The sequence below is a fragment of the Streptomyces sp. NPDC002701 genome (assembly GCF_042889045.1).
Taxonomy (GTDB): domain Bacteria; phylum Actinomycetota; class Actinomycetes; order Streptomycetales; family Streptomycetaceae; genus Streptomyces.
Genome location: NZ_JBIAQL010000015.1, coordinates 158,642 through 182,434 on the forward strand (window position 1 = coordinate 158,642; position 23,793 = coordinate 182,434).

Annotated in this window: 24 protein-coding genes and 1 pseudogene; 10 read left to right on the forward strand and 15 right to left on the reverse strand. The window is 71.0% G+C overall.

Going from position 1 to position 23,793, the window contains the following annotated elements:
- Positions 1–43 precede the first annotated feature (43 nt).
- Complete coding sequence (locus ACFYXC_RS30525; protein WP_389555214.1) at positions 44–841, forward strand: AraC family transcriptional regulator; 798 nt, start codon at positions 44–46, stop codon at positions 839–841.
- On the opposite strand, the pseudogene ACFYXC_RS30530 reads toward ACFYXC_RS30525, so the two are convergent.
- The 3 genes and pseudogenes from ACFYXC_RS30530 to mshA all read right to left on the reverse strand — a co-directional run.
- A pseudogene (locus tag ACFYXC_RS30530) lies at positions 820–1,185 on the reverse strand (hypothetical protein); the annotation flags it as partial. The gene ACFYXC_RS30525 and the pseudogene ACFYXC_RS30530 overlap by 22 nt on opposite strands.
- Positions 1,186–1,254: 69 nt before the next feature.
- On the reverse strand, positions 1,255–1,782 hold the full coding sequence (locus tag ACFYXC_RS30535) for a YbjN domain-containing protein (protein ID WP_389555216.1): 528 nt from the start codon (positions 1,780–1,782) through the stop codon (positions 1,255–1,257).
- Positions 1,775–3,112, reverse strand: coding sequence for a D-inositol-3-phosphate glycosyltransferase (gene mshA, locus ACFYXC_RS30540; RefSeq protein WP_388923027.1), 1,338 nt, complete (start codon positions 3,110–3,112; stop codon positions 1,775–1,777). Before mshA ends, ACFYXC_RS30535 begins: the two co-directional genes overlap by 8 nt.
- Before the next feature lie 333 nt (positions 3,113–3,445).
- Between mshA and ACFYXC_RS30545 the strand changes: the two genes are divergently transcribed.
- From ACFYXC_RS30545 to ACFYXC_RS30555, 3 genes are all read left to right on the forward strand, one after another.
- On the forward strand, positions 3,446–4,255 hold the full coding sequence (locus ACFYXC_RS30545) for a class I SAM-dependent methyltransferase (protein WP_389555218.1): 810 nt from the start codon (positions 3,446–3,448) through the stop codon (positions 4,253–4,255).
- A gap of 255 nt (positions 4,256–4,510) precedes the next feature.
- On the forward strand, positions 4,511–5,599 hold the full coding sequence (locus tag ACFYXC_RS30550) for an NlpC/P60 family protein (RefSeq protein WP_389555219.1): 1,089 nt from the start codon (positions 4,511–4,513) through the stop codon (positions 5,597–5,599).
- A gap of 561 nt (positions 5,600–6,160) precedes the next feature.
- Complete coding sequence (locus ACFYXC_RS30555; protein WP_389555221.1) at positions 6,161–7,687, forward strand: PP2C family protein-serine/threonine phosphatase; 1,527 nt, start codon at positions 6,161–6,163, stop codon at positions 7,685–7,687.
- A gap of 136 nt (positions 7,688–7,823) precedes the next feature.
- On the opposite strand, the gene ACFYXC_RS30560 is transcribed toward ACFYXC_RS30555, so the two are convergent.
- The 4 genes from ACFYXC_RS30560 to ACFYXC_RS30575 all read right to left on the reverse strand — a co-directional run bounded on the left by ACFYXC_RS30560 (position 7,824) and on the right by ACFYXC_RS30575 (position 10,148).
- Entirely contained in the window at positions 7,824–8,162 is a 339-nt protein-coding gene (locus tag ACFYXC_RS30560) for a DUF2516 family protein (RefSeq protein ID WP_388923015.1), read from the reverse strand.
- A 204-nt stretch (positions 8,163–8,366) separates the two neighbouring features.
- Positions 8,367–8,966, reverse strand: a complete 600-nt coding sequence (locus tag ACFYXC_RS30565) for a hypothetical protein (RefSeq protein WP_388923012.1) — start codon at positions 8,964–8,966, stop codon at positions 8,367–8,369.
- Positions 8,967–9,091: 125 nt separating this feature from the next.
- Complete coding sequence (locus tag ACFYXC_RS30570; RefSeq protein WP_389555223.1) at positions 9,092–9,574, reverse strand: helix-turn-helix domain-containing protein; 483 nt, start codon at positions 9,572–9,574, stop codon at positions 9,092–9,094.
- 121 nt (positions 9,575–9,695) lie between these two features.
- Positions 9,696–10,148 carry a hypothetical protein gene (locus ACFYXC_RS30575; protein WP_389555225.1) on the reverse strand — a complete coding sequence of 151 codons (453 nt, stop codon included), beginning with the start codon at positions 10,146–10,148 and terminating at the stop codon, positions 9,696–9,698.
- Between the two features lie 591 nt (positions 10,149–10,739).
- Here ACFYXC_RS30575 and ACFYXC_RS30580 point away from each other — a divergent pair.
- Positions 10,740–11,615, forward strand: a complete 876-nt coding sequence (locus ACFYXC_RS30580) for a nitroreductase/quinone reductase family protein (RefSeq protein WP_389555227.1) — start codon at positions 10,740–10,742, stop codon at positions 11,613–11,615.
- A gap of 64 nt (positions 11,616–11,679) precedes the next feature.
- On the opposite strand, the gene ACFYXC_RS30585 is transcribed toward ACFYXC_RS30580, so the two are convergent.
- From ACFYXC_RS30585 to ACFYXC_RS30595, 3 genes are all read right to left on the reverse strand, one after another.
- Complete coding sequence (locus ACFYXC_RS30585; protein ID WP_389555228.1) at positions 11,680–13,863, reverse strand: HelD family protein; 2,184 nt, start codon at positions 13,861–13,863, stop codon at positions 11,680–11,682.
- Positions 13,864–13,904: 41 nt separating this feature from the next.
- Positions 13,905–14,525 (reverse strand): TetR/AcrR family transcriptional regulator, encoded by a 621-nt coding sequence (locus ACFYXC_RS30590; protein ID WP_389555278.1) that lies wholly within the window; start codon positions 14,523–14,525, stop codon positions 13,905–13,907.
- Positions 14,526–14,706: 181 nt separating this feature from the next.
- Positions 14,707–16,944 carry a phosphotransferase gene (locus ACFYXC_RS30595; RefSeq protein ID WP_389555230.1) on the reverse strand — a complete coding sequence of 746 codons (2,238 nt, stop codon included), beginning with the start codon at positions 16,942–16,944 and terminating at the stop codon, positions 14,707–14,709.
- Positions 16,945–17,047: 103 nt separating this feature from the next.
- Between ACFYXC_RS30595 and ACFYXC_RS30600 the strand changes: the two genes are divergently transcribed.
- Complete coding sequence (locus ACFYXC_RS30600; protein ID WP_389555231.1) at positions 17,048–17,326, forward strand: hypothetical protein; 279 nt, start codon at positions 17,048–17,050, stop codon at positions 17,324–17,326.
- Here the strand turns inward: ACFYXC_RS30600 and ACFYXC_RS30605 are convergent.
- Positions 17,317–18,054 (reverse strand): HAD family hydrolase, encoded by a 738-nt coding sequence (locus ACFYXC_RS30605; protein ID WP_389555233.1) that lies wholly within the window; start codon positions 18,052–18,054, stop codon positions 17,317–17,319. The genes ACFYXC_RS30600 and ACFYXC_RS30605 overlap by 10 nt on opposite strands.
- Positions 18,054–18,905 carry a GntR family transcriptional regulator gene (locus tag ACFYXC_RS30610; RefSeq protein WP_389555235.1) on the reverse strand — a complete coding sequence of 284 codons (852 nt, stop codon included), beginning with the start codon at positions 18,903–18,905 and terminating at the stop codon, positions 18,054–18,056. Before ACFYXC_RS30610 ends, ACFYXC_RS30605 begins: the two co-directional genes overlap by 1 nt.
- 398 nt (positions 18,906–19,303) lie before the next feature.
- Here ACFYXC_RS30610 and ACFYXC_RS30615 point away from each other — a divergent pair, with 398 nt between their 5' ends.
- Positions 19,304–19,492 (forward strand): hypothetical protein, encoded by a 189-nt coding sequence (locus tag ACFYXC_RS30615; protein WP_388922990.1) that lies wholly within the window; start codon positions 19,304–19,306, stop codon positions 19,490–19,492.
- A 106-nt stretch (positions 19,493–19,598) separates the two neighbouring features.
- Here ACFYXC_RS30615 and ACFYXC_RS30620 read toward each other — a convergent pair whose 3' ends face one another.
- A complete protein-coding gene (locus tag ACFYXC_RS30620; protein ID WP_388922987.1) occupies positions 19,599–20,450 on the reverse strand; it encodes a winged helix-turn-helix domain-containing protein in 852 nt (283 codons plus the stop codon).
- Positions 20,451–20,719: 269 nt separating this feature from the next.
- Here ACFYXC_RS30620 and ACFYXC_RS30625 point away from each other — a divergent pair, with 269 nt between their 5' ends.
- Entirely contained in the window at positions 20,720–20,905 is a 186-nt protein-coding gene (locus tag ACFYXC_RS30625; protein ID WP_388922984.1) for a hypothetical protein, read from the forward strand.
- Between the two features lie 212 nt (positions 20,906–21,117).
- Here ACFYXC_RS30625 and ACFYXC_RS30630 read toward each other — a convergent pair whose 3' ends face one another.
- Positions 21,118–22,374: a GNAT family N-acetyltransferase gene (locus tag ACFYXC_RS30630; protein ID WP_389555238.1), complete on the reverse strand. Its 1,257-nt coding sequence runs from the start codon at positions 22,372–22,374 to the stop codon at positions 21,118–21,120.
- A 116-nt stretch (positions 22,375–22,490) separates the two neighbouring features.
- The gene (locus ACFYXC_RS30635) at positions 22,491–23,057 is read right to left on the reverse strand and encodes a hypothetical protein (protein ID WP_389555240.1); all 567 of its coding nucleotides are present in this window, start codon (positions 23,055–23,057) and stop codon (positions 22,491–22,493) included.
- Here ACFYXC_RS30635 and ACFYXC_RS30640 point away from each other — a divergent pair.
- Positions 23,011–23,220, forward strand: a complete 210-nt coding sequence (locus tag ACFYXC_RS30640) for a hypothetical protein (RefSeq protein WP_389555280.1) — start codon at positions 23,011–23,013, stop codon at positions 23,218–23,220. The two genes, ACFYXC_RS30635 and ACFYXC_RS30640, sit on opposite strands and share 47 nt — an antisense overlap.
- 126 nt (positions 23,221–23,346) lie before the next feature.
- Positions 23,347–23,772, forward strand: a complete 426-nt coding sequence (gene dtd, locus ACFYXC_RS30645) for a D-aminoacyl-tRNA deacylase (RefSeq protein WP_388922978.1) — start codon at positions 23,347–23,349, stop codon at positions 23,770–23,772.
- The last annotated feature ends 21 nt before the right edge of the window (positions 23,773–23,793 follow it).

The following is a 23,793-nucleotide window of genomic DNA, read 5'->3' on the forward strand; positions in this document are numbered from 1 at the left end:
AGACTGCCGACCGGCGTACGGGAACGTCTTGTACGTTCTTTGCATGGTGGTCCGGCGTGAGGTCTCCGCCTGGCGCCCGAGCGTGCCAGGCGTCGTGGAGGTCTTCCACGCCCACTTCACCGAGTACGCGTACCCGATGCACGTCCACGACGCGTGGACGCTGCTGATCGTCGACGCCGGTGCGGTGCGGTACGACCTCGACCGGCACGAACACGGCACCCCCGACGGCACGGTCTCGCTGCTCCCGCCGCACGTCGCGCACAACGGCTCGCCCATCACCGCGGACGGCTTCCGCAAACGGGTCCTGTACCTGGACCTCAGCCGGCTCGACGAGACGTACATCGGGCCGGCCGTGGACACCCCCGACTTCGTCGACCCCGTGCTGCGCCGGCGCGTCGGGCAACTGCACACCGCTCTCGCCCGCCCCGGCGACGAGCTGGAGGCGGAGAGCAGGCTGACGCTGATCGGGGAGCGGCTGCGCGGTCATCTGCGGCCCGCAGTCGTCAAGGACGCACCCGACGCCGACCCCCCGCTCGCCCACCGACTGCGCGACCTCCTCGACGAGCGCCTCCTGGACGGCGTGACCCTCCGGGAAGCGGCGGGACTCGTCCACGCGCACCCCGCCCACCTGGTGCGCGCCTTCAGCGGCGCCTTCGGGATACCGCCGCACCAGTACGTGATGTCGCGGCGGGTGGAGCGCGCCCGCCGGCTGCTGCTGGAGGGCCGCACTCCGGGGGACGTCGCCGCGGAGACCGGCTTCTACGACCAGTCGCATCTGACCCGCCACTTCAAACGGCTGGTCGGGGTGGCGCCGGGACGCTACCGCGCGGCCTCGCGCTGAGCTTCGTACAGGTTGCGGGGGTGTACCGCGTCCCTCGTCCCGTACAGCTCCAGACGGGAGTGCGGCGGTCCGGCGAAGTCGGGTACGTCGATCTGGTCGAACTCCGTCACCTCGTTGATGCCGACGGTGGTGCTGTACGGGGCGAGGCCGTCGATCCTCATCAGGCCGGCCCGGCCGTTGGTGACGCGGATGTTCCAGTGGGTGAAGCGGGCGCCGAAGAGGGGGCCCGCGCTCGCGTCACCACCGTGGCGGCCGTCGTTGTGGACGGTGATGTCGGTGCGGACGTTCGCGAAGGGCATGCCGCGGTGCGAGTCGAAGGTGCCCATGCGCATGTCACCGCGCGACGGGTGCCACCGGGAAGGATTGCCCCAGTCCGTTGGTCAGGCGGTGATCAGGCGGTAATCAGGCGGTGATCAGTCGGTCGGACGCTGGGTCAGGTTGGTGAACGCGTCGAGATTGCGGGTGGACTCGCCGCGGGACACCCGCCAGGCGTACTCCTTGCGGATCGCGGACGCGAAACCGAGTTCCAGGAGGGTGTTGAAACTGCCGTCGGCTGCTTCCAGGACCGAACCGAGCAGCCGGTCGATCTCCTCGGGGGTGACCGCGGCCAGCGGCAGCTTGCCCGCCACGTAGATGTCGCCGAGCGGGTCGACGGCATACCCCACGCCGTAGAGCTTGAGGTTGCGCTCCAGGAGCCAGCGGTGCACCGCGCCCTCGTTCTCGTCCGGGTGCCGGATCACGAAGGCGTTCAGCGACAGGGAGTGCCTGCCGACGATCAGCGAGACGGTCGTGGACAGTTTCCGGGTGCCGGGGAGCTTCACCACGAAGTGACCCGGTTCCGGGCTCTCCCACTCCAGTTCGGCGTCCTTGAGGACCTCCTCGACGGTCTCCGCCGCCCGCGCCGCCCGTGCCGCGCCCTCCATGTTCGCCGTCTCAGCCATGGTGGGAGCGTACGTGACGACGGTGTTCGTGCACCGCCGCCGTGTAGACGTCGGCGGTGGCCGCGGCGGCCGTGTCCCAGCCGAAGGACTGCGCGTGCCAGGCGGCGGCCGCGCCCATGCGGTCCGGGAGCGCCCGGTTGTCGGCGAAGTCGCGCAGCACGCGCGCGTAGTCGACGGGATCGTGCCCCTGCACCAGAAAGCCTGTCTCCTTGTGGCGGACCGCGACCGGCAGGCCGCCCACCGCGGCCGCGAGCACCGGTGTGCCCGCCGCCTGCGCCTCGATCGCGACGAGCCCGAAGGACTCGCTGTAGGAGGGCATCACCAGGACGGACGCGGCCCGGAACCAGTCCGCGAGCTGTTCCTGGTCGACCGGCGGCCGGAAGCACACCACGTCGGCGATGCCCAGCCGGGCGGCGAGTTTCTGCAGCCCCTCGGGCTTGGCGAGGCCGCTGCCGCTCGGGCCGCCCACCACGGGCACGACGATGTTCGAGCGGAGCTCGGGGCGCTCGTCCAGGAGCACGGCCACGGCGCGCAGCAGCACGTCGGGCGCCTTCAGGGGCTGGATACGGCCCGCGAAGAGCGGTATGAGGGCGTCCTGCGGCAGACCGAGCCGGGCCCGGGCGGCGGCGCGTCCGTCCGCCGGGCGGAAGCGGTCGAGGTTCACGCCGGGATGGACGACCGCGACCTTGCCCTGCTCGGCCTCGTAGTGCCGTACGAGCTCGTCGGCCTCTTCGGAGGTGTTGGCGATGAGCCGGTCGGCGGCGCGGACGATCTGGGTCTCGCCGATGACGCGGGCGGCGGGCTCGGGGGTGTCGCCCTCGGCCAGGGCGGCGTTCTTCACCTTCGCCATCGTGTGCATCGCGTGCACGAGGGGGGCGCCCCAGCGTTCGGCGGCCAGCCAGCCGACGTGGCCGGAGAGCCAGTAGTGCGAGTGCACCAGGTCGTAGTAGCCGGGGCGGTGGCCGGCCCATGCCTGCATCACGCCGTGCGTGAAGGCGCACAGCTGGGCAGGCAGGTCCTCCTTGGCCAGTCCTTCGTAGGGGCCAGCGTCGACGTGCCGGACCAGGACACCGGGCGCGAGCTCCACCTTGGGCGGCAGGGCGCCGGTCGTCGCGCGGGTGAATATCTCGACCTCGATGTTGATCGCGGCGAGGCGCTGGGCCAGCTCCACGATGTAGACGTTCATGCCGCCCGCGTCGCCGGTGCCCGGCTGGTGCAGGGGTGAGGTGTGCACGGAGAGCATCGCCACGCGGCGGGGCCTGCGGTACGGGCGGAGCCTCGCGGAGGCCGCCGGAGAGCGGCGCCCGAGCCTGCTCACGTACTGGCTCACGTGGCGTTCCTCCTTCTACGGCCCCGTACGGACCGTGCAGCGGGCATGCCGGTGGCCGGGCATGGAATGCCCGCCAAGTCCTGGAACGCCGGAAGACCCCGCCTCATTTCCTCTTTGCCGAATCATTGCCGTTACTCGCTCAACCGTTCGAGCACGTTCTGCGTACCGGTCGGCTCCGCCGGGTCGTCCCGCCCGCACACACCAGCACGGGGGGGGCCGGAACACCGGCGACCACGGCACGGGCAACACCTGACAGGCAACAACTGACGGGTGACAACTGCACGGGCAGCCACGGCACGGGTAACCACGAAAGGCGCCGCATACCCTGGACCCATGAACGCCCGCGCAGCGAAACCCGTGGGGACGGTCACGCGCGGGACCACCAACCCGAACCGCCTCCGCCGCATGGACCGCTGGATCACGGCCACCCACGGCGCCGAGCTGCGCCGCGCCGATGACCCCGTGGCGGTCGACCTCGGATACGGAGCGGCCCCCTGGACCGCCGTCGAACTGCTCCAGCGCCTGCGTACCACCGCTCCACACGCGCGCGTGGTGGGCGTCGAGATCGACCCGGCCCGGGTCGCCGCCGCGCAGCCGTACGAGCGCGACGGCCTCACCTTCCGGCACGGCGGCTTCGAGATCCCGCTTCCCGCCCGGCCGACGCTGATCCGCGCGGCGAACGTGCTGCGGCAGTACGACGAGGCCGAGGTCGCCGCCGTGTGGGCCCGGCTGTGCGGGCGCCTGGCACCGGCGGACGCCACCTCCCGCGGCGGGCTCCTCGTCGAGGGCACCTGCGACGAGATCGGCCGCCGCCACGTGTGGGTCGCCCTCGGCCCCGAGGGCCCGCGGACCGTCACGTTCGCCACCCGCCTCGGCTCCCTGGACCGGCCGTCCGACCTCGCGGAACGCCTTCCCAAGGCCCTCATCCACCGCAACGTCCCCGGCGAGCCGACGCACGCCTTCCTGCGCGACTTCGACCGCGCGTGGGCGGCCGCCGCCCCGTACGCCTCGTACGGCGCCCGTCAGCGCTGGGTCCGGGCGGTCCGCGACCTGACGGCCGACTGGCCGGTCACGGACGGGGTGACGCGCTGGCGGCAGGGCGAAGTGACGGTGCGGTGGGAGGCGTTGGCGCCGGCCGCGTGACGGAATCGCACGCGGCGGGAACGATCTCACTGAGTCGTTCGTCACATGGGCGGGGAACGCGAGGGAGATCGCCGCCGGACGGGCGGTGAGAGGGGAGGCACGGGCCGCGGAGAGGGGAGTTCCCGCCCGCCGGGAGAGCTCCGGTCCGCCGGGAGGGAGTTCTTGCCCGCCCCTGTCGTATGACGCGCCGACATGGCACGATCCCCGGGGCGCTCGTAGGTTACTGACGGTGTATCAGTTCAAGGGGGTCGGTCCATGGGATCCGGCGTACGGAGCGTGACCACTACGGCCATCGCCCTGGCCTGCGCGGCAGCCATCCTGTCCGCGCCGGGGGTGGCATACGCGGCCCCCACGACGCCGACACCCATACCGACACCGGCACCGACACCGGCGCCGACGTCCCCGGGTACCAAGGATCTTGAAGCGGTCCGCATGAAGCTGGACACGCTCTACCACGACGCGGCGGCCGCCACGGACGCCTACAACCTCGCCGAGGAGCGGACCGGCAAGCAGTCCGCGCAGATCGTCGGACTCGCCCGCGAGATCGTCGAGGGCAAGGCCCGGCTGGACGATCTGCGGGAGCGCGTGGGCGCCGCGGCCCGCGCCCAGTACCGCGCCGGCGGACTGCCGGACGAGGCCCACCTGATGCTCAGCGACGACCCGCGGGAATTCCTGGACGGAGCCGGCCGGATCCGCCAGGGCGATCAGGCGACCAAGGGCCTGCTCGCCGAGATGGAGCGCACCCAGAAGGACTTGGAGCAGTACGCGCGCGACGCGGCGGCCCAGTGGAAGAAACTGGAGGCCAACCGCGAGGCCAAGGCCAAGGCCAAGAAGAAGGTCGAAGAGCGGATCGCCGCCGCCGAGAAGGTCGAGTCGGAGCTGGAGACGGAGGAGAAGGAGCGCCTGGCGAAGCTGGAGCAGCAGGCGGCGCACAGGGCGCAGACGGCCTGGCTGGACTCCGGCGTCCTCGACGACGCCGGCGGCAGTGCCTCCACCCAGGGCGAGAAGGCCGTGCGGTACGCGACGGCCCAGATCGGCAAGCCGTACGAGTGGGGCGCCGAGGGGCCGAAGACGTTCGACTGCTCCGGGCTCACCTCGCAGGCGTGGGCCGCCGCGGGGCAGGGCATCCCCCGCACCTCGCAGGAGCAGTGGAAGCAGCTCGACCGCGTCGCCGTCGGGGCCATGCGCCCGGGCGACCTCATCATCTACAACTCCGACGCCAGCCATGTCGCGCTGTACATAGGCGACGGCGCGATCATCCACGCGCCGCGCCCCGGCCGTACGGTGACGATCGCGGGGGCGGGCTCCATGCCGATACTCGGGGTCGTACGGCCTGACAAGTAGGGCGCGCTTGTTCCGGCTCAGCCGGTTCCGTCGATGGGGCCGGTTCGGTCCATCGAACCGGTTCGGTCGATTCGACCGGTTCGGTTGATGCGGCCGGTTCGGTTGCTTCGGGTCGGGGCGCCGTCGGTCCGTCGGCCGGTAGGGGCGCGCGGTGCCGTGCGTGCGCCTGTCGGCCGCGAGCGCGCCGTCCGGCTGCGGAGGCGCGGGGCGAGTACGGTCACGCCGGGCGAGTGCGAAGGCGCCGGACGTCACTCCTGTACGGGTACGCCGCCGGTACGGCCCCGTACCGGCGGCGCGCCGTCCACGCCGTGACCTGCGGCACGTGATGCGCGGCACGTCCACGGCGGGGGCTCAACCCTCGGGGCGTGATGTACGTCATCCCGCACAAGCGCACATCCCGCCCAATTGCGGTACAGGATGCGGCATATGACGGCGGCTGTTTTCCCCGCGTCCGCCCTGCCGCCATTCCTTTGTGACGGCGCCTGACGCTATGGTCCCCGTCGGTGGATCGAGATCCCTCGACCCGTCATGCCCTCGGGGGGAGGGAAGGAACCCAAGACGATGCCCGTACCCGTACCGCGGCAGAGAGCGATCCCCGCCGTGGAAGGTGGTCAGGCTCACGCCGCTGCTTCACCCGGCGGACCGGCACAGGCCGCGCCCGTACCCGGCGCCCTGTCCGGCCACGAGCCGTCCTCGACGAGGCGCGGCACCGACGGCGACGCCTCCCACGGCGACACCGGCCACCGCGGCGGTGTGCCCCGCGGCGCCGCCGACGCCGCCCCGCTGACGCTGCTCGTGATCGAGGACGATCCGGCCGGCGCGCTGACCGTGCCCGAACTGCGGGACGCGGCCGGCCGGCAGATCCGGGTCCGTACCGCCCGCAACCTCACCGAGGCCGAGCGGCTGCTCACCGACGACGTCCAGTGCATCCTGCTCGACCTCGCCCTGCGGACGCCCGGCCCGGCGGCCGGCTCGATGGCCGGCCCGGTGGTGAGCCCGGCGGCCGGCCCCACGGCCACGTCGGAGGATGCGGCGGAGACGGAGTCAGCGGCGGACGACGAGCTCGCCACGCTCAAGCACGTGCTGCGGCTCGCGCCCCGGCACGCCGTGCTCGCGCTCACGCCCGCCGAGGACACCGACCTCGGCACGGAAGCCGTACGCGTCGGCGCCCAGGACTATCTCTTCCACGACGAGCTGGACGGCCGGCTGCTGAGCCGTGCGATCCGCTACGCGGTGGAGCGCAAGCGTTCCGACCGGGCCGAACGACGGCTGACCGAGTCCACCCTGCGCGCGCAGGAGAACGCGCGGCTGGAGCGGGGCCTGCTGCCCACGCCGCTGCTGGAGGGCTCCTCGCTGCGGTTCGCCGCGCGCTACCGGCCCGGCCGCTCGCGCGCGCTGCTCGGCGGCGACTTCTACGACACGGTCCGCACCCCCGACGGCACCGTGCACGCCATGATCGGGGACGTCTGCGGGCACGGCCCCGACGAGGCCGCGCTGGGGGTGGAGCTGCGGATCGCCTGGCGCGCGCTGACGCTGGCGGGTCTGTGCGGCGACCGGCTGCTGTCGACGCTCCAGCAGGTCCTGGAGCACGAGCGCGACAGCGACGAGATCTTCGCGACGCTGTGCACGGTGGACATCGCACCGGACGGCCGCCGCGCGGGCCTGTGTCTGGCAGGTCACCCCGCTCCGCTGATCTCGCGCCCGGCCCGTTCCCGGGCCCTGGTCGGCGCCGAGGGAACCGGAGGGGCCGAGGGGGCCGGGCCGCCGCCCGTCGCCGAGCTGCTGCCGTACGAGAACGGCGGCCCGGCGCTCGGTCTGCTGCCGAACGCCCGGTGGCCGCGCCAGCAGGTGGAGCTGGGCGGCGAGTGGAGTCTGATGCTCTACACGGACGGCCTGATAGAGGGCCGGACAGGCGAGGGCAAGGAGCGGCTCGGCCAGGACGGGATGGTGGACATGGTCCGCCGCCAGCTGGCCGAGGGCCTGCGCGGCGAGGAACTGCTGCGGGCCGCCGTCAACGAGGTACGGGACCTCAACGGCGGCGAGCTGACGGACGACGTGGCGGTCCTGCTGCTGGACCGCGTGGCGTAGGGCTCCGCGTGGCCGGCGGCGTGGGACGTGGCGACGGTGGCGGGCTCGGGGGCGAACGGTGACGGGCTCCCGGGGCGGAGCGCGGCTCGACCCGGTCGGTCGGGCCGCGGTCCCTCGGAAGGGCCCCGGCTCGGGATCAGCGCCCGCCGTTGTACGGCCCGTACGGGCCGTCGCTGCTGCTTCCGCCGCGACCGCCGCGGCCGCCGCCCGACACCTGCCTGAGGGCGGGCCGGACGTCCACGAAGAAGACGATCGTGGCGACGAGGAACGCGATCTGCAGGAAGAGCATCGGCACCAGCAGGTTCACGGTCACTGCGAGCCCAAGGATGATCAGCCAGAACATCTTGCTCTGCTTGCCGGCCGCGCGGTAGGCGTCCTCACGGGCCAGACCGGCCATGACCAGCGCCACCACCGCCAGCACCAGCATGGCGGTGAAGAGCAGCCACATGAGGCCGCCGAATGCCGTCAAGAGCACTTTGCCCACCACCCGAGTCGAGTCGTCGTCCCTACGCGGTCACCGTACCCGCAGAACGGGCCGGGAACTCCGATAGTGCCCGGAGCGCCCGGCCCGTTCTCGTGACACGGATCCGCCGTCATGACGTACGTGAGTCAAGCGACGACGTACGTGAGTCAGGCGATGACGTACGTCGCCCGCGGCCCGCCCGGCCGCGTCGGCGCCCTACTTGGCGGGCGGCGTCGACTTCTTGGCCGTGACGGGAGTGGCCTTGCGGGCGGCCGGAGCCTTCTTGGCCGGGGCCTTCTTCGCCGGGGCGGGCTCGGCCGCGACCACGACGGGCTTCTCGATCGTGCCCGCGGCCGGCTCGGGGCTGCCCTCGACGGCGATGGCCAGCTCCTCGATCTCCTCGGCCGCCTCGCCGCGCCAGGTCTTCACGGTCTGCTCGCCGTGCTCGGCGACCTTCTCGTAGGTCTCGCGCGCCTTCACGGCGTACTCGGCGGCGACGCCGACACCGCGCAGGGCGATGTCCTGAGCGGTTTCACCGATCTTCTTCAGGTCGGTGTCCAGAGTGCTGATGAAGCCGGTCACCCTGGTCTGGATGGTCTCCTGCGCCTCCTTGGCGCGGGCGGAAGCCTTCTCCTGGACGGTGTTCGGGTCGATGCCCCGAACGGCCTCGATACGGGCCGGCGCCTCGGCACGCAGCTGCTCGACGATGCCCGGCACCTTCTTCGCCTGCTGGATGGCCAGGTCGGCGGTGCCGGCGGCGAAGTAGAGGGGGGTCGGGTCGCTGAGCGTCTTGCGCAGGTCGTCGGTGATGGCCATGGTGATGGTCCTCCCGGAATCGCTATCGCGTGGTGCGTGAGGGTTTTGTCTGTCGGGGCTCCGCGGCCGACCGGACCGTTCCGAACGGGGCACGGTCGTGCCCCGTCCGGCCGTGCCGGCTCCGGTCAACTCGCGGAGGACTGCTGGTCGTGCGGGTTCTGCGGGTCCTGCGGGTGGAGCGGATCGTTCTTCGCGGCATCGGCATCACGGCCGTCGGCGTCGTCAACGCCGTCCAGAGCGTCCTCGACAGTCTTGATCTCGAACTCGTTCTCCTTGCGGAACGACTCGTAGATCTGCAGCAGCACCTGCTTCTGCCGCTCGGTGAGCGTCGGGTCGGCGAGGATGACCGCACGCGTCTCCACCTCGTCCCGGTCCCGCTCGGCGTCGAGGATCCCGGCACGGACGTACAGCGTCTCCGCGGAGATCCGCAGCGCCTTGGCGACCTGCTGCAACACCTCCGCGCTCGGCTTGCGCAGCCCGCGCTCGATCTGGCTCAGATACGGATTGGACACCCCGGCGGCCTCGGCGAGCTGCCGCAGACTCAGCTGCGCGTTGCGCCGCTGGTCCCGCAGGTACTCACCGAGATTGCCGACGTTGAGCGATGCCATGCCCCCACCGTGCACCACCCGTGCTAACTATTGCAAGCAGGCGCTTGCAAAAGTGCGCTAGACCACTCTTTCGGAGGGCGGGCAACCTGAGGCGCCGACACGCGGTCGGCGGGCCGCTCGGCTACCAGATGATGATCCCGCCGCCCACGTCCGACGCCCGGCGCGCCGCGTCCAGGATGTTGTCCAGGTAACGGCTCACCTCGTCGGCGTGCCACTCCGCGGACGTGCCCGGCCCCGCCAGTCCCGTATTCGGCCCCGCCTCTGGCTCTGCCTCTGTCCCTGCCTCTGTCCCTGTCTCCGGTCCCGCCCCCAGGTGTTCCGCGATCCGCGCCGCGTGCGTACGGACGAGGTCGCACTCGGCGATGAAGGCGGACACCTCGTCCGGCGCCACGGCGAGGTCCTCGATGGCCAGCCGCGGAAGGAAACGCGCGCCCAGCGAACGGACCGGTTCGGAGCCCCACACCTCGGTGCGCCAACTCTCCCGGCCCGCCGCGTCGGAGCGCCCGGGCGGAACGTCCAGCACCTCGATGCCGCCCTCCGCACGGGGCACGTACACATCGACCGACAGACTCATGGCAGGGAGTCGACCACGGACGGGTGCCGGCGGTCCACCATGACCCGGTTCCGGTCCCTGTCCCGGCCCCCTTCCCCTTCCCGTTTCCCTTCCCCGCCCCTCCCTCTTCCCTGCCTCTTCTCCCCTCCCCTTCTCATTCCGTTCCTGTTTCTGTCCCGTTCCGAGAGAACGGGCATTGCCTGTTCGCGCGTATTCCCCTAGCATTTCCGCCGTGACTGCCGGGTCGGCCTTGGGCCAACGAACAGTAGGGTTCCCGGCCTCCGAGTGAGGCCCGGGCGGGCCAGAGGGCCGCCCTCAGTAATGCGCTGCCGAGTACCGCGGTACTGAGCACCGCTCACACACGCGTGCCGTGCGCCGCGCCATGACGCCGCCGGGCGTGCAACCTCCCTGCGGTCTCCGACCGCCGCATACCCGCGCGTCCGCCACGCCATCACCTCGACCTTCACCCTCACCTTCACCACTTTCCGCGCGCCCGCATCGGCGCGCGCGGACTTCCCGCGGGCGCCTTTCGCATGCGCCCCGTGGCGATTCCCCATGCCCTTTTCCGCGGATTCCGCGAATTCAGCGACTCCACCACAAAGAAAGAAGAGAATGCCCAACGACTTCAACCAGCAGGTCATCGAGGAATTCCGAGCCAACTCCGGGGAGGTCGGCGGCCATTTCGAGGGCGCACGGCTGCTCCTGCTCACCACCACGGGGGCCCGTTCCGGTGAGCGGCACACCACCCCGGTCGGCTACTACCACGACGGAGACGGCACCGTGCTGGTCATCGCCTCGGCGGGCGGTGCGCCGAAGCATCCCGACTGGTTCCACAACCTCGTCGCGCATCCGCACGTCACCGTCGAGACGGGGGTGTTCACGTACGACGCCAAGGCCGAGGTCCTGCGGGGCGGCGCACGCGACGCGGCCTTCGCCCGCGCGGTCGAGGCCGACTCCGGCTGGGCGGAGTACCAGGCCAGGACCAGCCGGGTGATTCCGGTGGTCGCCCTGCACGAGATCGCGAGCGGTGGCCCGCCGAACGTCAACGCGTCCTCGATGAGCGAGTACGTCAAGGCGATCCACGACGCCTTCCGCCGCGAACTCACGCTGATACGCGGCGAGTTCGACCAGGCGGGTTCGACCCTCGGCGCCCAGCCGCGTATCAACTGCCTGACCTTCTGCCAGGGTCTGCACAACCACCACACCGGCGAGGACATCGCCATGTTCCCGTTCCTGGCCGACCGCCACCCCGAACTCGAACCGGCCCTGGACCGCCTGCGCGAGGAGCACGAGCGGATCGCGGTCCTGATCGCGGAGTTGCAGCAGGTCATCGGCATGGATTCGGCCGACACCGAGCACGTACGCGCCGAGGTGGAGCGCCTCACCACCGCGCTGGAGGCGCACCTGACGTACGAGGAGGAGCAGTTGATCCCCGTACTCGACGTGCCGAACGAGTCCGTCCACCGGGAGGCGGATCCCACCCGCTAGGACACGGAACCCGCGCCCGGAGGGGAGGGGGCAGGGAAAGGGGCAGGGGAGCGTGCGGTCGGGCTCATTCGAAGGGCAGCGGCCGCGCGTGGACGACGTCGAGCCTGGACACCGCGCGCGTCAGCACGACGTACAGCTGGTGCAATCCCCGCCCTCCTCCCCCTCCCTGCTCTCCTTCCGCGCCTCCCCCTCCTCCCCCGCTTCCTCGTTCCTCCGCGATCGTCGCCGGCTCCACGGCGACGACGTGGTCGTACTCGAGCCCTTTCGCCACCGCGGCCGTCAGCACCGTGACCCGCGCGCCGAGCCGGTCCACGTCGGCGGCTTCGATCCCGGCGGCGCCGAGCGCCTCCCGTACCCGTACGACGTCCGTGCCGGCCGTGATGACGCCCACCGACCCCTCGTTGGTGAGCGCTCGGCGGACGGACTCGACCGTCTCGTGCAGCACGTCGTCCGTGCGGCGGATCCGCAGCTCGCCGTCCGTGCGCAGGGACCGCCCCGGTGGCACCGCCACGTCCAGCCGGGCCAGCACCCGGTTCGCCAGGGCGACCACCGCCTCCGGAACGCGGAACCCGGTCGTCAACGGCACCACCGACGCCTCGGGCTTGCCGAGGTGCGCCAGCAGTTCGCCCCACTCCCGCGCGGCCCACGGCGTGGTCCCCTGGGCGAGGTCACCGAGGACCGTGACCGACCCGAAAGCGGCGCGCCTGCCGATCGCACGGCACTCCATCGGCGACAGGTCCTGGGCCTCGTCGATGACCAAGTGGCCGTACCCGGCGGGGTGTTCGATCAGGCCCGCGACCTCGTCGAGCAGGACCAGGTCGGCCGCGGACCATCGGGCGGACTTCCAGGAACGGGGTGGCCGGGCCCACAGGAGCGCCTTCTGCTCGTCCGCGTCCAGCACCCCGTCCGCCGCGGCGGCGAGCGCGGCCGGGTCGGTGAGGAGTTCCGCGACGACCTCCTGCGGCCGGGCCCTGGGCCACACCGCGTCGACGTACGCGCCGACGGGCCGGGCCCGCGAGACCTTCTGCAGCCAGGCGTTCGTCCGGGGGCCGGCCCGTCGCTCGGCCCGCTCCTGCACGTACCGCACGACCCGGGTCCGTACGCGCTCACGTCCGACGGCGTACGGCGGTTCCTCGGCCCGTACGTCCGCCACGATCCGCCCGAGCGTGTGGGCGGGCACCCGCCAGTGGTACGAACCGTCGGGCACGGTGAGGTCGCCGGATTCGCCTGCGGCGGCCGGGTCCACCCTGGCGTACAGGGCGCGTCGCAGTACCTCGGCCATGCGGGCGTCGTGCTTGACGACGGCGGCGCGCTCGTCGTCCTCTCCGCCACCGGTGCCCGTGCCGATCCCGATCTCGATCCCGAGCTCGTGCGCGATCTCGTTGCCGATCGTCGACTGGCGTACGCCGGTCTCGCCGAGTGCGGGCAGCACCTGGGAGATGTAGGAGAGGAAGGTGGGGTTCGGCCCGAGGATCAGCAGTCCGCTCCGCCGCAGGCGCTGCGGATGGGTGTAGAGGAGGTACGCGGCCCGGTGCAGCCCGACGGCCGTCTTGCCGGTGCCGGGTGCGCCCTGTACGCAGACGGAGACGGCGAGGCCGGCGCGTACGAGGTCGTCCTGGTCGGGCTGGATGGTGGCGGCGATGTCACGCATCGGGCCGACCCGGGGCCGCTCGATCTCGCTCGCGAGGATGCGGCTCCGCGCGCGAGGGGACCGGAAGGGCTCGCCCTCGGCCCTCTCGGACCCCTCGTCCCCGAGGCGCTCCTTGCCGAGGTGCTCGTCCTCCAGCCCGGTCAGGTCGGCGGACTCCCCCCGGCTCCCGGGCGCCCAGCCGAACCGCCGCCGCACCTCCACACCCTGTGGATCACGGGCACTCGCCTGGTAGAAGGCGCGGGAGACGGGGGCACGCCAGTCGACGACGAGGGGCGGGGCCGCGGGATGCTCGGTGATCCTGCGCCGCCCCACGTGGTAGCGCTGCCCGGCATGGTCACCGGCGGCCCGCGCGTCCCGCCCGAAATCCAACCGCCCGAAGAACAGGGGCCCTTCGGGCAGCTCCCGCATCTCCTTCGCCCGGCTGCGGAGGCGGCGGCCGAGCACCTCGGCGTCGGCACCGGACGCGGACACGTCCTCTCCGGTGACCACGTGCCGCCGCGCGCCGTCGACCATCGCGGCGAGGGCGGCACGGCAGAGGTCGTGGTACGCGCGTTCGCCGCGGAGGGAGGCGGCGAGGGCGGGGTCGGCGGGCGTCATTGGAGCGAGGGTACGCCAATATAGTGACCGAGTTAAAGTTTTTACCCTGTTGCGTATGCGGTGAGCCCGCTGCCCAGCCTGGCGAAGGCGCCCTCCGCGGCGGTGACGGCGTCCCGCTGCACCTGCGCGACGTCCTCGCCCCTCGCGATGCGCCGCCAGTTGTCCATCGCGAGAATGCGCTGCACGGCGACGATCTGGCCGGCGGCGAGCCGCGCTTCGAGGGTTCCGCCCAGGGCGGCGGCGAGGGCGGCCTCGGACCGCTCCAGATACTCGTACAGCCGTGCCACGAGCGACGGGGTCCCGTACAGCAACTGGTGGAAGGCGAGGATGTGCGGATCGCCGTTGACGCCGGTCACGGGGTCGCCGCGCTCGATCCCGGCCAGGTAGTGCAGGCGCAGCGCGTCGAGCACGGACTGTCCGGGCGCGCGGTCCCCGACCACGCGCGCGGCGTCGGTCTCGTGATCGGCGAACCGGTACAGGACGAGGTCCTCCTTGGAGGAGAAGTACCGGAAGAGGGTCGGTTTGGAGATCTCGGCCGCGGCGGCGACCTCCGCGACGGAGACCTTCTCGAACCCCTTCTCCAGGAAGAGCGAGATGGCGATGTCGGAGACATCGCGGTACATCCGGAGCTTCTTGCGTTCCCGCAGTCCCATGGCGCCCACGGCGCCCACCATGCTTCTCACACCGGACGCACCACTACCACCGGCGGCGTCCGTCGCACCCGTCTCGCCCATGACCCCGAGCCTACGCACCTTCCGGACTCCCGCCCTCCCCTTGGAGGCAACGAGAATGCGGCCCCGGAATGGTCCCCGCACGTTCCGGGCCGCACCCCGACGGACAACGTCACTTTTCCGGCAGTGCCATGGCTCCGTCCGGCAGCGCGCGGACAAGGTAGGGGTTCGACAGTTCCCTCGGGGGCAGTCCGAGTGATCCCTGAGCGGCCCGCAACGTCATCCCGTACGACCGCACCGCGCGATTGACGTTGGGGGCGTCGAGGCTCGCGCCCGTGACCAGCCGGTCGAGGTCCACGTAGGCGGACCGGATGATCTCGATCCGCCGGTAGACCTGCCAGTCGCGCTCCCAGTCCTTCGTGTGGGTGCTGGGCAGTTGGGCGACCCAGCGGCGGAACATCCGGTCGCGAATCTCCGGCAGGGTCGGTGTCAGGTGCATGTGCCGGACCACGTCGTACAGGGGATCGCCGACCAGCGCCATCTCCCAGTCGATGATGGTCAGCGCGTACGCGTCGTCCCGGCGTACGAGGTTCCAGGGATTCAGGTCGCCGTGCAGCAGCGTCGGCTCCCGCGGGGTGACCCGGTGCCGGGACAGGAGCTCCCCCAGCCGGTACGCGTCCGGCAGCCCCAGCTCTCTGGCCAGTTGCCGGGACTCCTTGTCCAACCCGCCGACGAGTACGACCAGTTGCCCGCTGAGCCACTCGTAGAAGGTCCCCTCCTGGGCCAGCCCGGTGGCCAGCGGATCCACCGACAGCGGGTCGACCTGCGTGAGTGCGCACAACTGGTCGACGAGGCCGTCCACCTCGTGGGGCAGGAGACCGTTCACCGGATGGCTGGGGGGCTGGTCGCCGCCACGCGTGCCCTCGTAGGTATGGACGGCGAACGGATCCCGCGTATGGCTCTCGCCCAGCGCGAGGACCCTCGGTGCCGTCACGGCGACGCCGAAGCGCTCGATGGCATCGAGGACGGCGTGTTCGCTGAGGTAGCCGCGTTCGAGGCGGCGGACCGACGGCAGGCCGCGCCGCACCACCACGGGGAAGCCGACACCCGGCACACGTACGACCGTGTTCAGATGGGCTGTCCCCTTGAACACGTGCTCCGCCGACGCCGCTCCCTCGGCGATCAGGGCGTCGAGTACGGACGGGCGGGGAAAGTCGGGGTGCTCCGGCACCCGCTCGTCCGGCGTCCAGCTGTGCACGGTGTCCGTCCTGCGGCCGCGCGGCCGGCGATCGTGGCGGGACGCCTGCCACCGCACCAGTACGCGTTCGACCTCGGCCTCGTCCGGCACGCGAACGAGTCGCAGCGGATCGGCGGCGGCTCTGAGAGCCCTGGTGACCGACGCGGTCGCCTGGACCAGACTGTTCTGGTCGAGCGAGTACTCCAGCGATTGTGCCGCCCGCATCACGTCCGGGTAGACGGACTGCGCGCGCTCGAACGCCACGTAATGGCGGAGATCCCTGGCGAGGCCGTTCACGGCCATGGGCCGGGTGTCCTGGATGGCCGTCGCCCAGGAGTCGATGACCTCGTCCCACTGGAAATCCGGATACCGCATCCGGACCAGATGCGTGGCCAGGTCGTGCAGTGGGTCACCGTACGTCGCGAGTTCCCAGTCCACGCAGATCAGCGGCGGCTCACCCCGGTAGGTGACGATCACGTTGTCCCGGTGGAGGTCCGCGTGGAGCAGGCTGTAAGGGCGACGGGCCATGGCGGGGACCCGCTCGGCCAGCCGCACCAGGGCGTCGTCGGGGATGCCCAGTGCGGCGAAGAGGCCACCGAAAGCCGTCCAATTGGGCTGACGGATCTGGCGGTCCGCAAGGTGCGCCAGCGTGCGCAGAAAAGCCTGACTGTCCTTGTCGTTGAACGGCCAGTCGGCGGGCAGGCGGGGCAACGCCTCTCTGCGGACCCGGGACATCTGCGCCAGGAGGTCGGCCAGGGCACCGATCAGCATGCTGTCGACGGGCTTGCCGTTCGGGCAGACCGTGGAGAGCGGGACGCCTTCCACGTAGCTGTGGACCGCCGAGCCGTCCTGCTGGGCGAGACACTGCGGCACATGCGGCAGGGCATCGCCGATGGCGGCGAGGATCTCCGACTCGTGCTCCCAGGTCCTGATGACGACCGGCACCACCTCGGGCCGACGGATCCGGACGGTCACGTTCGTGCCCGGCTCACGTCCCACGCGACGTGCCATCGCCTCGCTGAGCGGTAACACGTAGTTACGGTTGTGATGGCCGCCGCTCATCACTCCGACACTCTTCGCCTGTCCCACGAAGTCGTCGTAGACGGTGTCCGCGACAGGATCGACGACGCGAAGCCCTCGCCTGGCACACGTGGGCTCCGGGGGTGTGCCCACGGGCAACTCCTGTAACTGAGGTTGCGCAAACCCTAATCGGCATCAGATACGTCTGTCGCGCCGGATTCGTCTCAATGAAGTAAACGTCGAGCAAGGCACGAGGATGCGGCACACCCTGCATTCGCCCGTATGGGCGCAACTGGGTTCACGTCGCGAGCAGGTTCCAGACGGAGTTGAACCAGGACTGCATGGTGTCGGCGAAAACCGATCCGGTGGAGCTGGGGTCTTCTCGCGGCTCGGGCTCGGGCTCGGGCTCGGGCTCGGGCTCGCGGGGATCGTCCTGATGAGTCTTCTGGTGGTCGGCGTGCGGGCCGGCCACCCCCGATGGGCCTGGTGGTCGGCCGGGCTCTTCTTCCTGCTGACGTTGCAGCTTCAGACCTGATTCCGGAGGATCCTCAGCACCGGTTCCAGCGACGCCACCACATGCTCCGCACCGGCGTCCCGCAGCAGCTTCTCCTTGTCGCCGTTACGCGCGTAGCCGAGGAACGGGACGCCTGCCTCCTCGGCCGCCAGGTAGTCCGACGGGGCGTCGCCGATCATGAGCGTGGACCGCGGGGCGGCGCCGAGGGCGTTCATGGCGCGGTTGAGGCAGTGCGGGTGGGGCTTGAGGTGGTCCAGGTCCTGGGTGCGGCCGTAGACGTTCGGCATGAAGCAGTCGGCCAGACCTCGACTGTCCAGGTAACGGGCGGCGGTGCGCGGGGAGTTGTTGGTCGCCACGGCCAGCCGCGCCCCGACCGCGCTCCAGGTCCGTATCAGCGGATCCGCGAACTCGGTCGGCCAGGCGGAGGGCACCGCCTGGAGCTCCTGCTGGGTGAGGCGTTCCTCCAGTTCGACCACGAGATCGCTGCGCGGATGCCGGCGGTTGACCGCGTACAGGACCACCATCGGGTCGGGGTGGACCCGTTCCTCTTCGGTGAGCAGTCCGCGCAGGCCCTGCCGTTCGAGCCACCTCACCAGGTCCTTCGCCACGCCCTCCGCCGAGTGCCCCGCGAAGAGCCGGCAGATAGGGCCGTCGAAGTCGAAAAGGACGAAACGGGCTCGTCGGATCACCGCATGAAGGTTCTCTGTCTCGGTAGCCACCGGACCAGTCTGCTTCGTATCAGAAGTCACTAGGAGAGTGTCAGGTCCGTCGTGATGGTTTCCCAGAGGCCGTCGAACCACTTCTGCGACTCCTCCACGAACGCGGCGTCACGCTGCCCCGACCGCGTGAGGAAGGAGAAGAGGAGGGACGCGGAGCCGAGCGCGTCGTACATCTCCAGCGTCTGGCTCTCGTACGGCTCCTCCCGGCGGGTGAGGACGTAGTAACCGATCAGCGCCTCCTGCCCGTTGAGCAGATAGAGCTTCACCGGCGGGGTGAACGGCAGGGCGCGGAAGGTGACGTTCACGTCGATGCCGTGCGAGGAGCGCAGGGACTGGAGGTTGTGCCGCAGGACGTGCGCCTGGGCGTTGCGCATGTCCAGCCAGCGCTGGTGGACCGGGTCGTCCTCGGCGCTGCCGTCGACCGAGACGGGGAAGGCGAGGGTGATCTCCCGCGAGGGCACCAGGATGCGGACGTCGACCGACTCGGGGCGCAGGGTGCCGTCGTGGATGCGGCGGACCGGATCGCCGATGGCCAGCATCAGCGTCTCGGCCGTGTGACACACGACGTCTATGCGCACGCGCTGCGCGCCGAACGCGTCCACCAGTCGCGGTGCCAGCCCCACCATCGTCGGCTGGGGCTCGTCCGGGGTCGGGGTCACCTCCGCTATGCGGGGCGGGCTCCCCTTGCTCACGTTGCTGAGCAGGCCGTCGTCCTGGAGGGCCCGCAGGGCCTGGCGGACCGTGCCGCGCTCCACACAGAACTCGTCGGCGAGCTCGGCCTGGGTGGGCAGGCGGTCGCCGGCCCGCAGGTCACCCGCGCGGATGCGGTCCCGCAGGATGTCGGCGATCTCCTGCGGTGAGAGTTTTCTGCTGCCGTTCACTGCCACGTTCTCCTGCGCGTTCTGCTGCCGTTCACTGCCACGTTCTCCTGCGCGTTCTGCTGCCGTTCACTGCCACGTTCTCCTGCGCGTTCTCCTGCACGTTCCCCTTGGTCACGACCAAACGCTACAAGCTTGGCCCATCTAACGGGAGTTGTTTGAAAGTTGTTTGCGGACGACTACCAACTGGGGATAACTTATCCATAGTTGGTTGCCAACTTGGTGAAGATGGCGGAAGTTCCTCCTCCTCTTGCCAGTAGTTGGCAGCCAGGAAGGCACCGCAGCGTGACACAGCACCATCGCCCTCCTTGCACCGGCTCTCGCACCGGCCCTCGGCCCGCCTGGCCGGTCCGGAGCGCACAGCGCGTCCAGCCCGCACCAGACCCGAAGGAGGATCCACCATGCCCGCCATAGCTCTTCTGTCCGCCCTCTTCGTCGTCGGCTTCGAGCAGTTCGTCGAGTGGCGGTACGGCCCGAGCGGCGCCGTCGGACTGCTGCTGCTCACCGTGGGACTCAAGGTCCGGAGCCCCACCTGCAGCTCCATCGGGGCCGTCGTCCTCGCCCTGATGTTCGCGGGACCGGCTCTGTGACCTGCACGAACCGCCCCGCAAGCCCCGCGCCGACCACCCCGCGCCACCCGCCCGACCCGGTCGGCCCGACCCTGCCCGTTCGACCCGTTCCAACCCGTGGGAGATCTCAGCCCGTGAGCACGAGCTCCGAGCTGATGGTCTCCCACAGTGCGTTGAACCACAGATGCGACTGCTCCACGAACGTCGTGGCCCGCAGCCCCTCCCCCTGCTCGAAGGCGAACAGCATCGACTGCGTGCCCTCCGCGTCGTACGTCTCCAGATACTCCTGGTCGATGTGCTCGCCGCGCCGCTCCAGCGTGTAGTACGCGAACAGCGCCTCCGCCTCGTTGAGCAGGTACAACTTCACCGGCGGGGTGAACGGCAGCGCCCTGAACGTGATGTGCACGTCGATGCCGTGGGTCGCCCGTAACGCCAGCAGGTTGTGCTTGAGGACCTGTCCCTGGGCATTGCGCTGGGCCAGCCAGCGGCGCCGCACCCGCTCACCGTCCTCCGTCGCGTCCACCGCCGCCGGGAAGGCGAGGTCGATGTCGCGGGACGGCAGGAGGACGCGGACGTCGATCCTGGCCGGTTTTGTTCGGCCCTCGTGGATGAGACGCAAGGGCTCGCCCATCGCGAGGGTCAGGGACACGGCCGTCAGACACAGGGCGTCGATCTCCACGTGCGGCACCGAGAAGGCGTCCGCGATGCGTGGGGCCAGTGCCACCATGGTGGGCTGCGGTGGGGCCGCCGGCCCGGTCAGCGTCTTGTCCACGTCCTCGGCGACGGTCGCCGGGCTCCCCTTGGAGACGTTGGAGAGCAGGTTTTCCGACTGCAGGATGCGCAGCGCCTGCCGGACGGTTCCGCGCTCGACCCCGAACTCGTCGGCCAGCCTGGCCTGGGTGGGCATGCGCTCGCCCGCCCGCAGCCCGCCCGACAAGATCCGGCTGCGCAGCGCGTCGGCCACCTCTTGGTGTGACATCTGTGACCGCTGTGACCTGTTCCGTCCATTGACGGCGGCATGTTCCGGGTCCACAGCCGAACCCTACAACTTCGCGCCATCTTTGGGCAGTTACAGAGAAGGTGGTTATGAGACGCATCCAAGAGGAGATAACTTCAAAGAAGTTGGTCACCAACTTGAGCAACATGGTCAAACAACCGGGGGGTTGGCCGCCAGAGTCGGAACCGTCGACCAGGTGGATCGGTCCCAGCGGGGGTTCGCCTCCCCCGCCGTCCCGAAGGAGGGACCGCATGCCGCTCATCGCCATCGTCGTCGCCGCCCTCGTCATCGGCCTGGAGCAGTTGCTCCAGGTGAAGTACGGGGTGATGGGGGTCATCGCCTTCGTCGCCCTGGCCATCGGGATCAAGGCCAAGAACTCGATGATAGGCGGCATCGGAGCAGTGCTCCTCGTGATGCTGCTCGCCCAGTCCGGCTGATCGGACCTCACCGTCCGGGACAGTCCGGCCGACCGGGTTCCCTTCCGGAGGGGAGCCGGGAGCCCGGTCGGCCCGCACCACCGCGAACCCGGTCCGCCGGCCGCGGAAGCACGGAAACGACAACTGAACAGCTACGGAACCACACGGCAGCCCAAGTCGCCGGCAGCGGAGGGGAGACAGCACCCGGCGCACGCAGGATCAAGGATCAGGAATCAGAAGATGTCCGGGCACCACGGTCGCCTGGACGTACGCAGCAGGGCGTCGGCCACCACGGCGGCGCCCGCTCGTTCTTCCCGGACCCGGCCCAGCGCCGTCAGCCGGACCGCGGACTGGTCCCCGAGCCACAGCGCCCCCAACTCACCGACCGGCAGCGTGAGATCGGCGTCCTCGGTGGTCCACGTACAGCTCGCGCCCTCGGGTGAGGCGTCCAGGCGGTACCGTCCCCCGGCGAGCCCGGCCCCGTCCGCCACCTCCAGGACGAGGGCGCCCGTCGCCCCGTACGTACGCGTCTCCAGCGCCGCCACGACGTCCAGGATCCGTACCCACAGCCAGTCGGCCTGCGTGACGATCCGCGCCGCGCGCGGGTCGGGCAGGAGGTGCGGCAGCAGGTCGTCCGGAGCCCGCCCGCCGGACTTGACGGCCGTGACCCAGTCGATGGAGCAGAGGTACCGCCACAGGGCCCGCTCGGCGGCCGGCGAGACGGCGATCAGGTCCTTGACACTCGCGGTCTGGAGCGGCTGCTTGGCGTCCCCCCAGTGTTCGTCCACCGTGTACGTGAGCAGGCCCTCGACCTCCCCCCGCGCGGTGCGGTACACGGCATGGAAGGGCTCGGTCCACGCGCCGGGGTCCGGGACCCTCCCGCCGGTGGCGAGCTGCCACCACCGCTCGTCCCGGTCGATCGCGCCCGGCTGCATCCGCCGGAACCGCCCGTGCAGCTCGGGCCCGGTCTTGCGTACGTCGTCACCGTCCACGATGTCGGTACGCCCGCCGTCGTCGGGGCCCGCCCATCGGGGGTCGAGCCCCGCCCGCGGGACGTCGATCGTCCACTCGGTGACGGTCGTGGCCGCCCCGAACCCGTACCGCCCGTAGATCGGGTACTCCGCGGCGATCAGCGTCGCCACCACGTCTCCGCGGTCCTTCGCCGCCGCCAGGTCCCGCGCCATCATCCGCGTCAGGATTCCCCGGCGGCGGTGGGTGGCGGTGACGGTCACGCTCGTGATCGCGTCCGCCTGTACGGCCGCGCCGCCCACCGCGGTCACCTCCTGCGGGAACGACCGGTAGGTCCCCACACACCGCTCGCCCTCGAACGCCCCGAGCGTCCGCTCGGGCACGACGTAGGTGCGGCGGTCCGCGAGGTCCGCCTCCGACACGGTCGGCGGCCGCAGGAACCCGGTCTTCGCCGCGCGGATCCACACCGGGATCTCATCGTCACGGATGGGGCGTACGTCGATGTCCTGGCGCGAGCTCATGCCGCCACGCTAGGCATGCGGGGCGCGGGGTGTCCTGCGGATTTTCTCAGGACCGGTCCACAGGCCCCCCGAACCGGCACACCGAGCCGCCCGACCCAGCCGCCTGACCGCCCCGCCTACATGAGCAGGTCGTCCACCTGGGCCTCGCCCTCGCGGTATCTGCGGGCGATCTCCGCGCTGCAGTCGTCGGCCGTCCGCTGCAACTGCTGCCGCCGCCCCGAGACCTGCTGCTCGTACCGTACGAGCCGCCCCATCGCGGCATGCAGCTCCGGGTCCGTGCGCGCCTCCAGGTCGGACAGCTCGACCTCGGCGAGCATGTCGGCGGCCAGCCGCCGGTACTCCTCGCCGTGCGGCGTCCCGACGGTCACGTGCCGTGCCGACGAGCGGTGCCTGGCGGGCGCGTCCGTCAGGATCTCCGACAGCCGCGTGACGACGGAGGCGGCCTCGACGACCGGCGTCCCGTGGTCGCCGGCCGGCCCCCCGCCCCGGGGATCCGTACGCCGCCCCAGCTCGGCCCGCAGGATGTCGATCCGTCCCTGCAACAGCCGCCGTACGTAACTCAGATCGGCCTCGTCCCGCTGCGCGTCCCTGCGCAGGGTGCGCAGTTCGGGCAGGCGCAGGGCGCCCAGGTCGGACGTGGGATCCGGCACCGGACTGTCCGATCGCTGGGCGGGCGCACGCATCGGTGCGAGTGACGACGGTGCCGACAGCGACGACGACGCCGATGCCGATGCCGATGCCGACGGTGCCGACGGTTCCCCTCGGATCAGCGAGACCAACCCCGGTGCCTGCCCCGTACTCGGTGTGCTCATGTGCCTCAATCGTCCCCTCGACCGGCGCGTGTGAGCATCGTGCCACCCCAAGTGGCCACTATGTGACCGAGTGCCCCCGATCGGCCCCAGATGGGGGGTTAAGGAACCATCAGAAAGAGCTTGTTCGGAGGGCGGCCGGACGCACGGCATGATGGTCCGCATGCGTGCGGTGGTGCAGAGGGTGGACGGCGCGAGCGTCGTCGTGGACGGCGAGACGGTCGGGGAGATCAGCGGTGAGGGACTGTGCGTCCTCGTCGGGGTGACCCACGAGGACACGAAGGAGAAAGCGGCCCAACTGGCCCGCAAGCTGTGGTCCGTCCGGATGCTGACGGACGAGAGGTCCTGCTCCGACATCGACGCGCCGCTGCTCGTCATCAGTCAGTTCACCCTCTACGGGGACGCCCGCAAGGGCCGGCGCCCCACCTGGAACGCGGCGGCCCCCGGTGCGGTGGCCGAACCCCTCGTCGACGAGGTGGTGGCCCAACTCCGTTCGCTGGGCGCCACGGTGGCCACGGGCAGGTTCGGCGCGAAGATGCGCGTCTCCCTGACGAACGACGGCCCGTTCACGGTACTCATCGACATGTGACCCCCACCGGACGGACACGGC

Coding starts and splice junctions, on each gene's coding strand:
- ACFYXC_RS30525 (WP_389555214.1), top strand. CDS start 44: ATGGTGGTCCGGCGTGAGGTCTCCGCCTGGCGCCCGAGCGTGCCAGGC.
- ACFYXC_RS30535 (WP_389555216.1), bottom strand. CDS start 1,782: ATGGCTGAGACGGCGAACATGGAGGGCGCGGCACGGGCGGCGCGGGCG.
- ACFYXC_RS30545 (WP_389555218.1), top strand. CDS start 3,446: ATGAACGCCCGCGCAGCGAAACCCGTGGGGACGGTCACGCGCGGGACC.
- ACFYXC_RS30550 (WP_389555219.1), top strand. CDS start 4,511: ATGGGATCCGGCGTACGGAGCGTGACCACTACGGCCATCGCCCTGGCC.
- ACFYXC_RS30555 (WP_389555221.1), top strand. CDS start 6,161: ATGCCCGTACCCGTACCGCGGCAGAGAGCGATCCCCGCCGTGGAAGGT.
- ACFYXC_RS30565 (WP_388923012.1), bottom strand. CDS start 8,966: ATGGCCATCACCGACGACCTGCGCAAGACGCTCAGCGACCCGACCCCC.
- ACFYXC_RS30570 (WP_389555223.1), bottom strand. CDS start 9,574: ATGGCATCGCTCAACGTCGGCAATCTCGGTGAGTACCTGCGGGACCAG.
- ACFYXC_RS30575 (WP_389555225.1), bottom strand. CDS start 10,148: ATGAGTCTGTCGGTCGATGTGTACGTGCCCCGTGCGGAGGGCGGCATC.
- ACFYXC_RS30580 (WP_389555227.1), top strand. CDS start 10,740: ATGCCCAACGACTTCAACCAGCAGGTCATCGAGGAATTCCGAGCCAAC.
- ACFYXC_RS30585 (WP_389555228.1), bottom strand. CDS start 13,863: ATGACGCCCGCCGACCCCGCCCTCGCCGCCTCCCTCCGCGGCGAACGC.
- ACFYXC_RS30600 (WP_389555231.1), top strand. CDS start 17,048: ATGCGGCACACCCTGCATTCGCCCGTATGGGCGCAACTGGGTTCACGT.
- ACFYXC_RS30615 (WP_388922990.1), top strand. CDS start 19,304: ATGCCCGCCATAGCTCTTCTGTCCGCCCTCTTCGTCGTCGGCTTCGAG.
- ACFYXC_RS30620 (WP_388922987.1), bottom strand. CDS start 20,450: ATGTCACACCAAGAGGTGGCCGACGCGCTGCGCAGCCGGATCTTGTCG.
- ACFYXC_RS30625 (WP_388922984.1), top strand. CDS start 20,720: ATGCCGCTCATCGCCATCGTCGTCGCCGCCCTCGTCATCGGCCTGGAG.
- ACFYXC_RS30630 (WP_389555238.1), bottom strand. CDS start 22,374: ATGAGCTCGCGCCAGGACATCGACGTACGCCCCATCCGTGACGATGAG.
- ACFYXC_RS30635 (WP_389555240.1), bottom strand. CDS start 23,057: ATGCGTGCGCCCGCCCAGCGATCGGACAGTCCGGTGCCGGATCCCACG.
- dtd (WP_388922978.1), top strand. CDS start 23,347: ATGCGTGCGGTGGTGCAGAGGGTGGACGGCGCGAGCGTCGTCGTGGAC.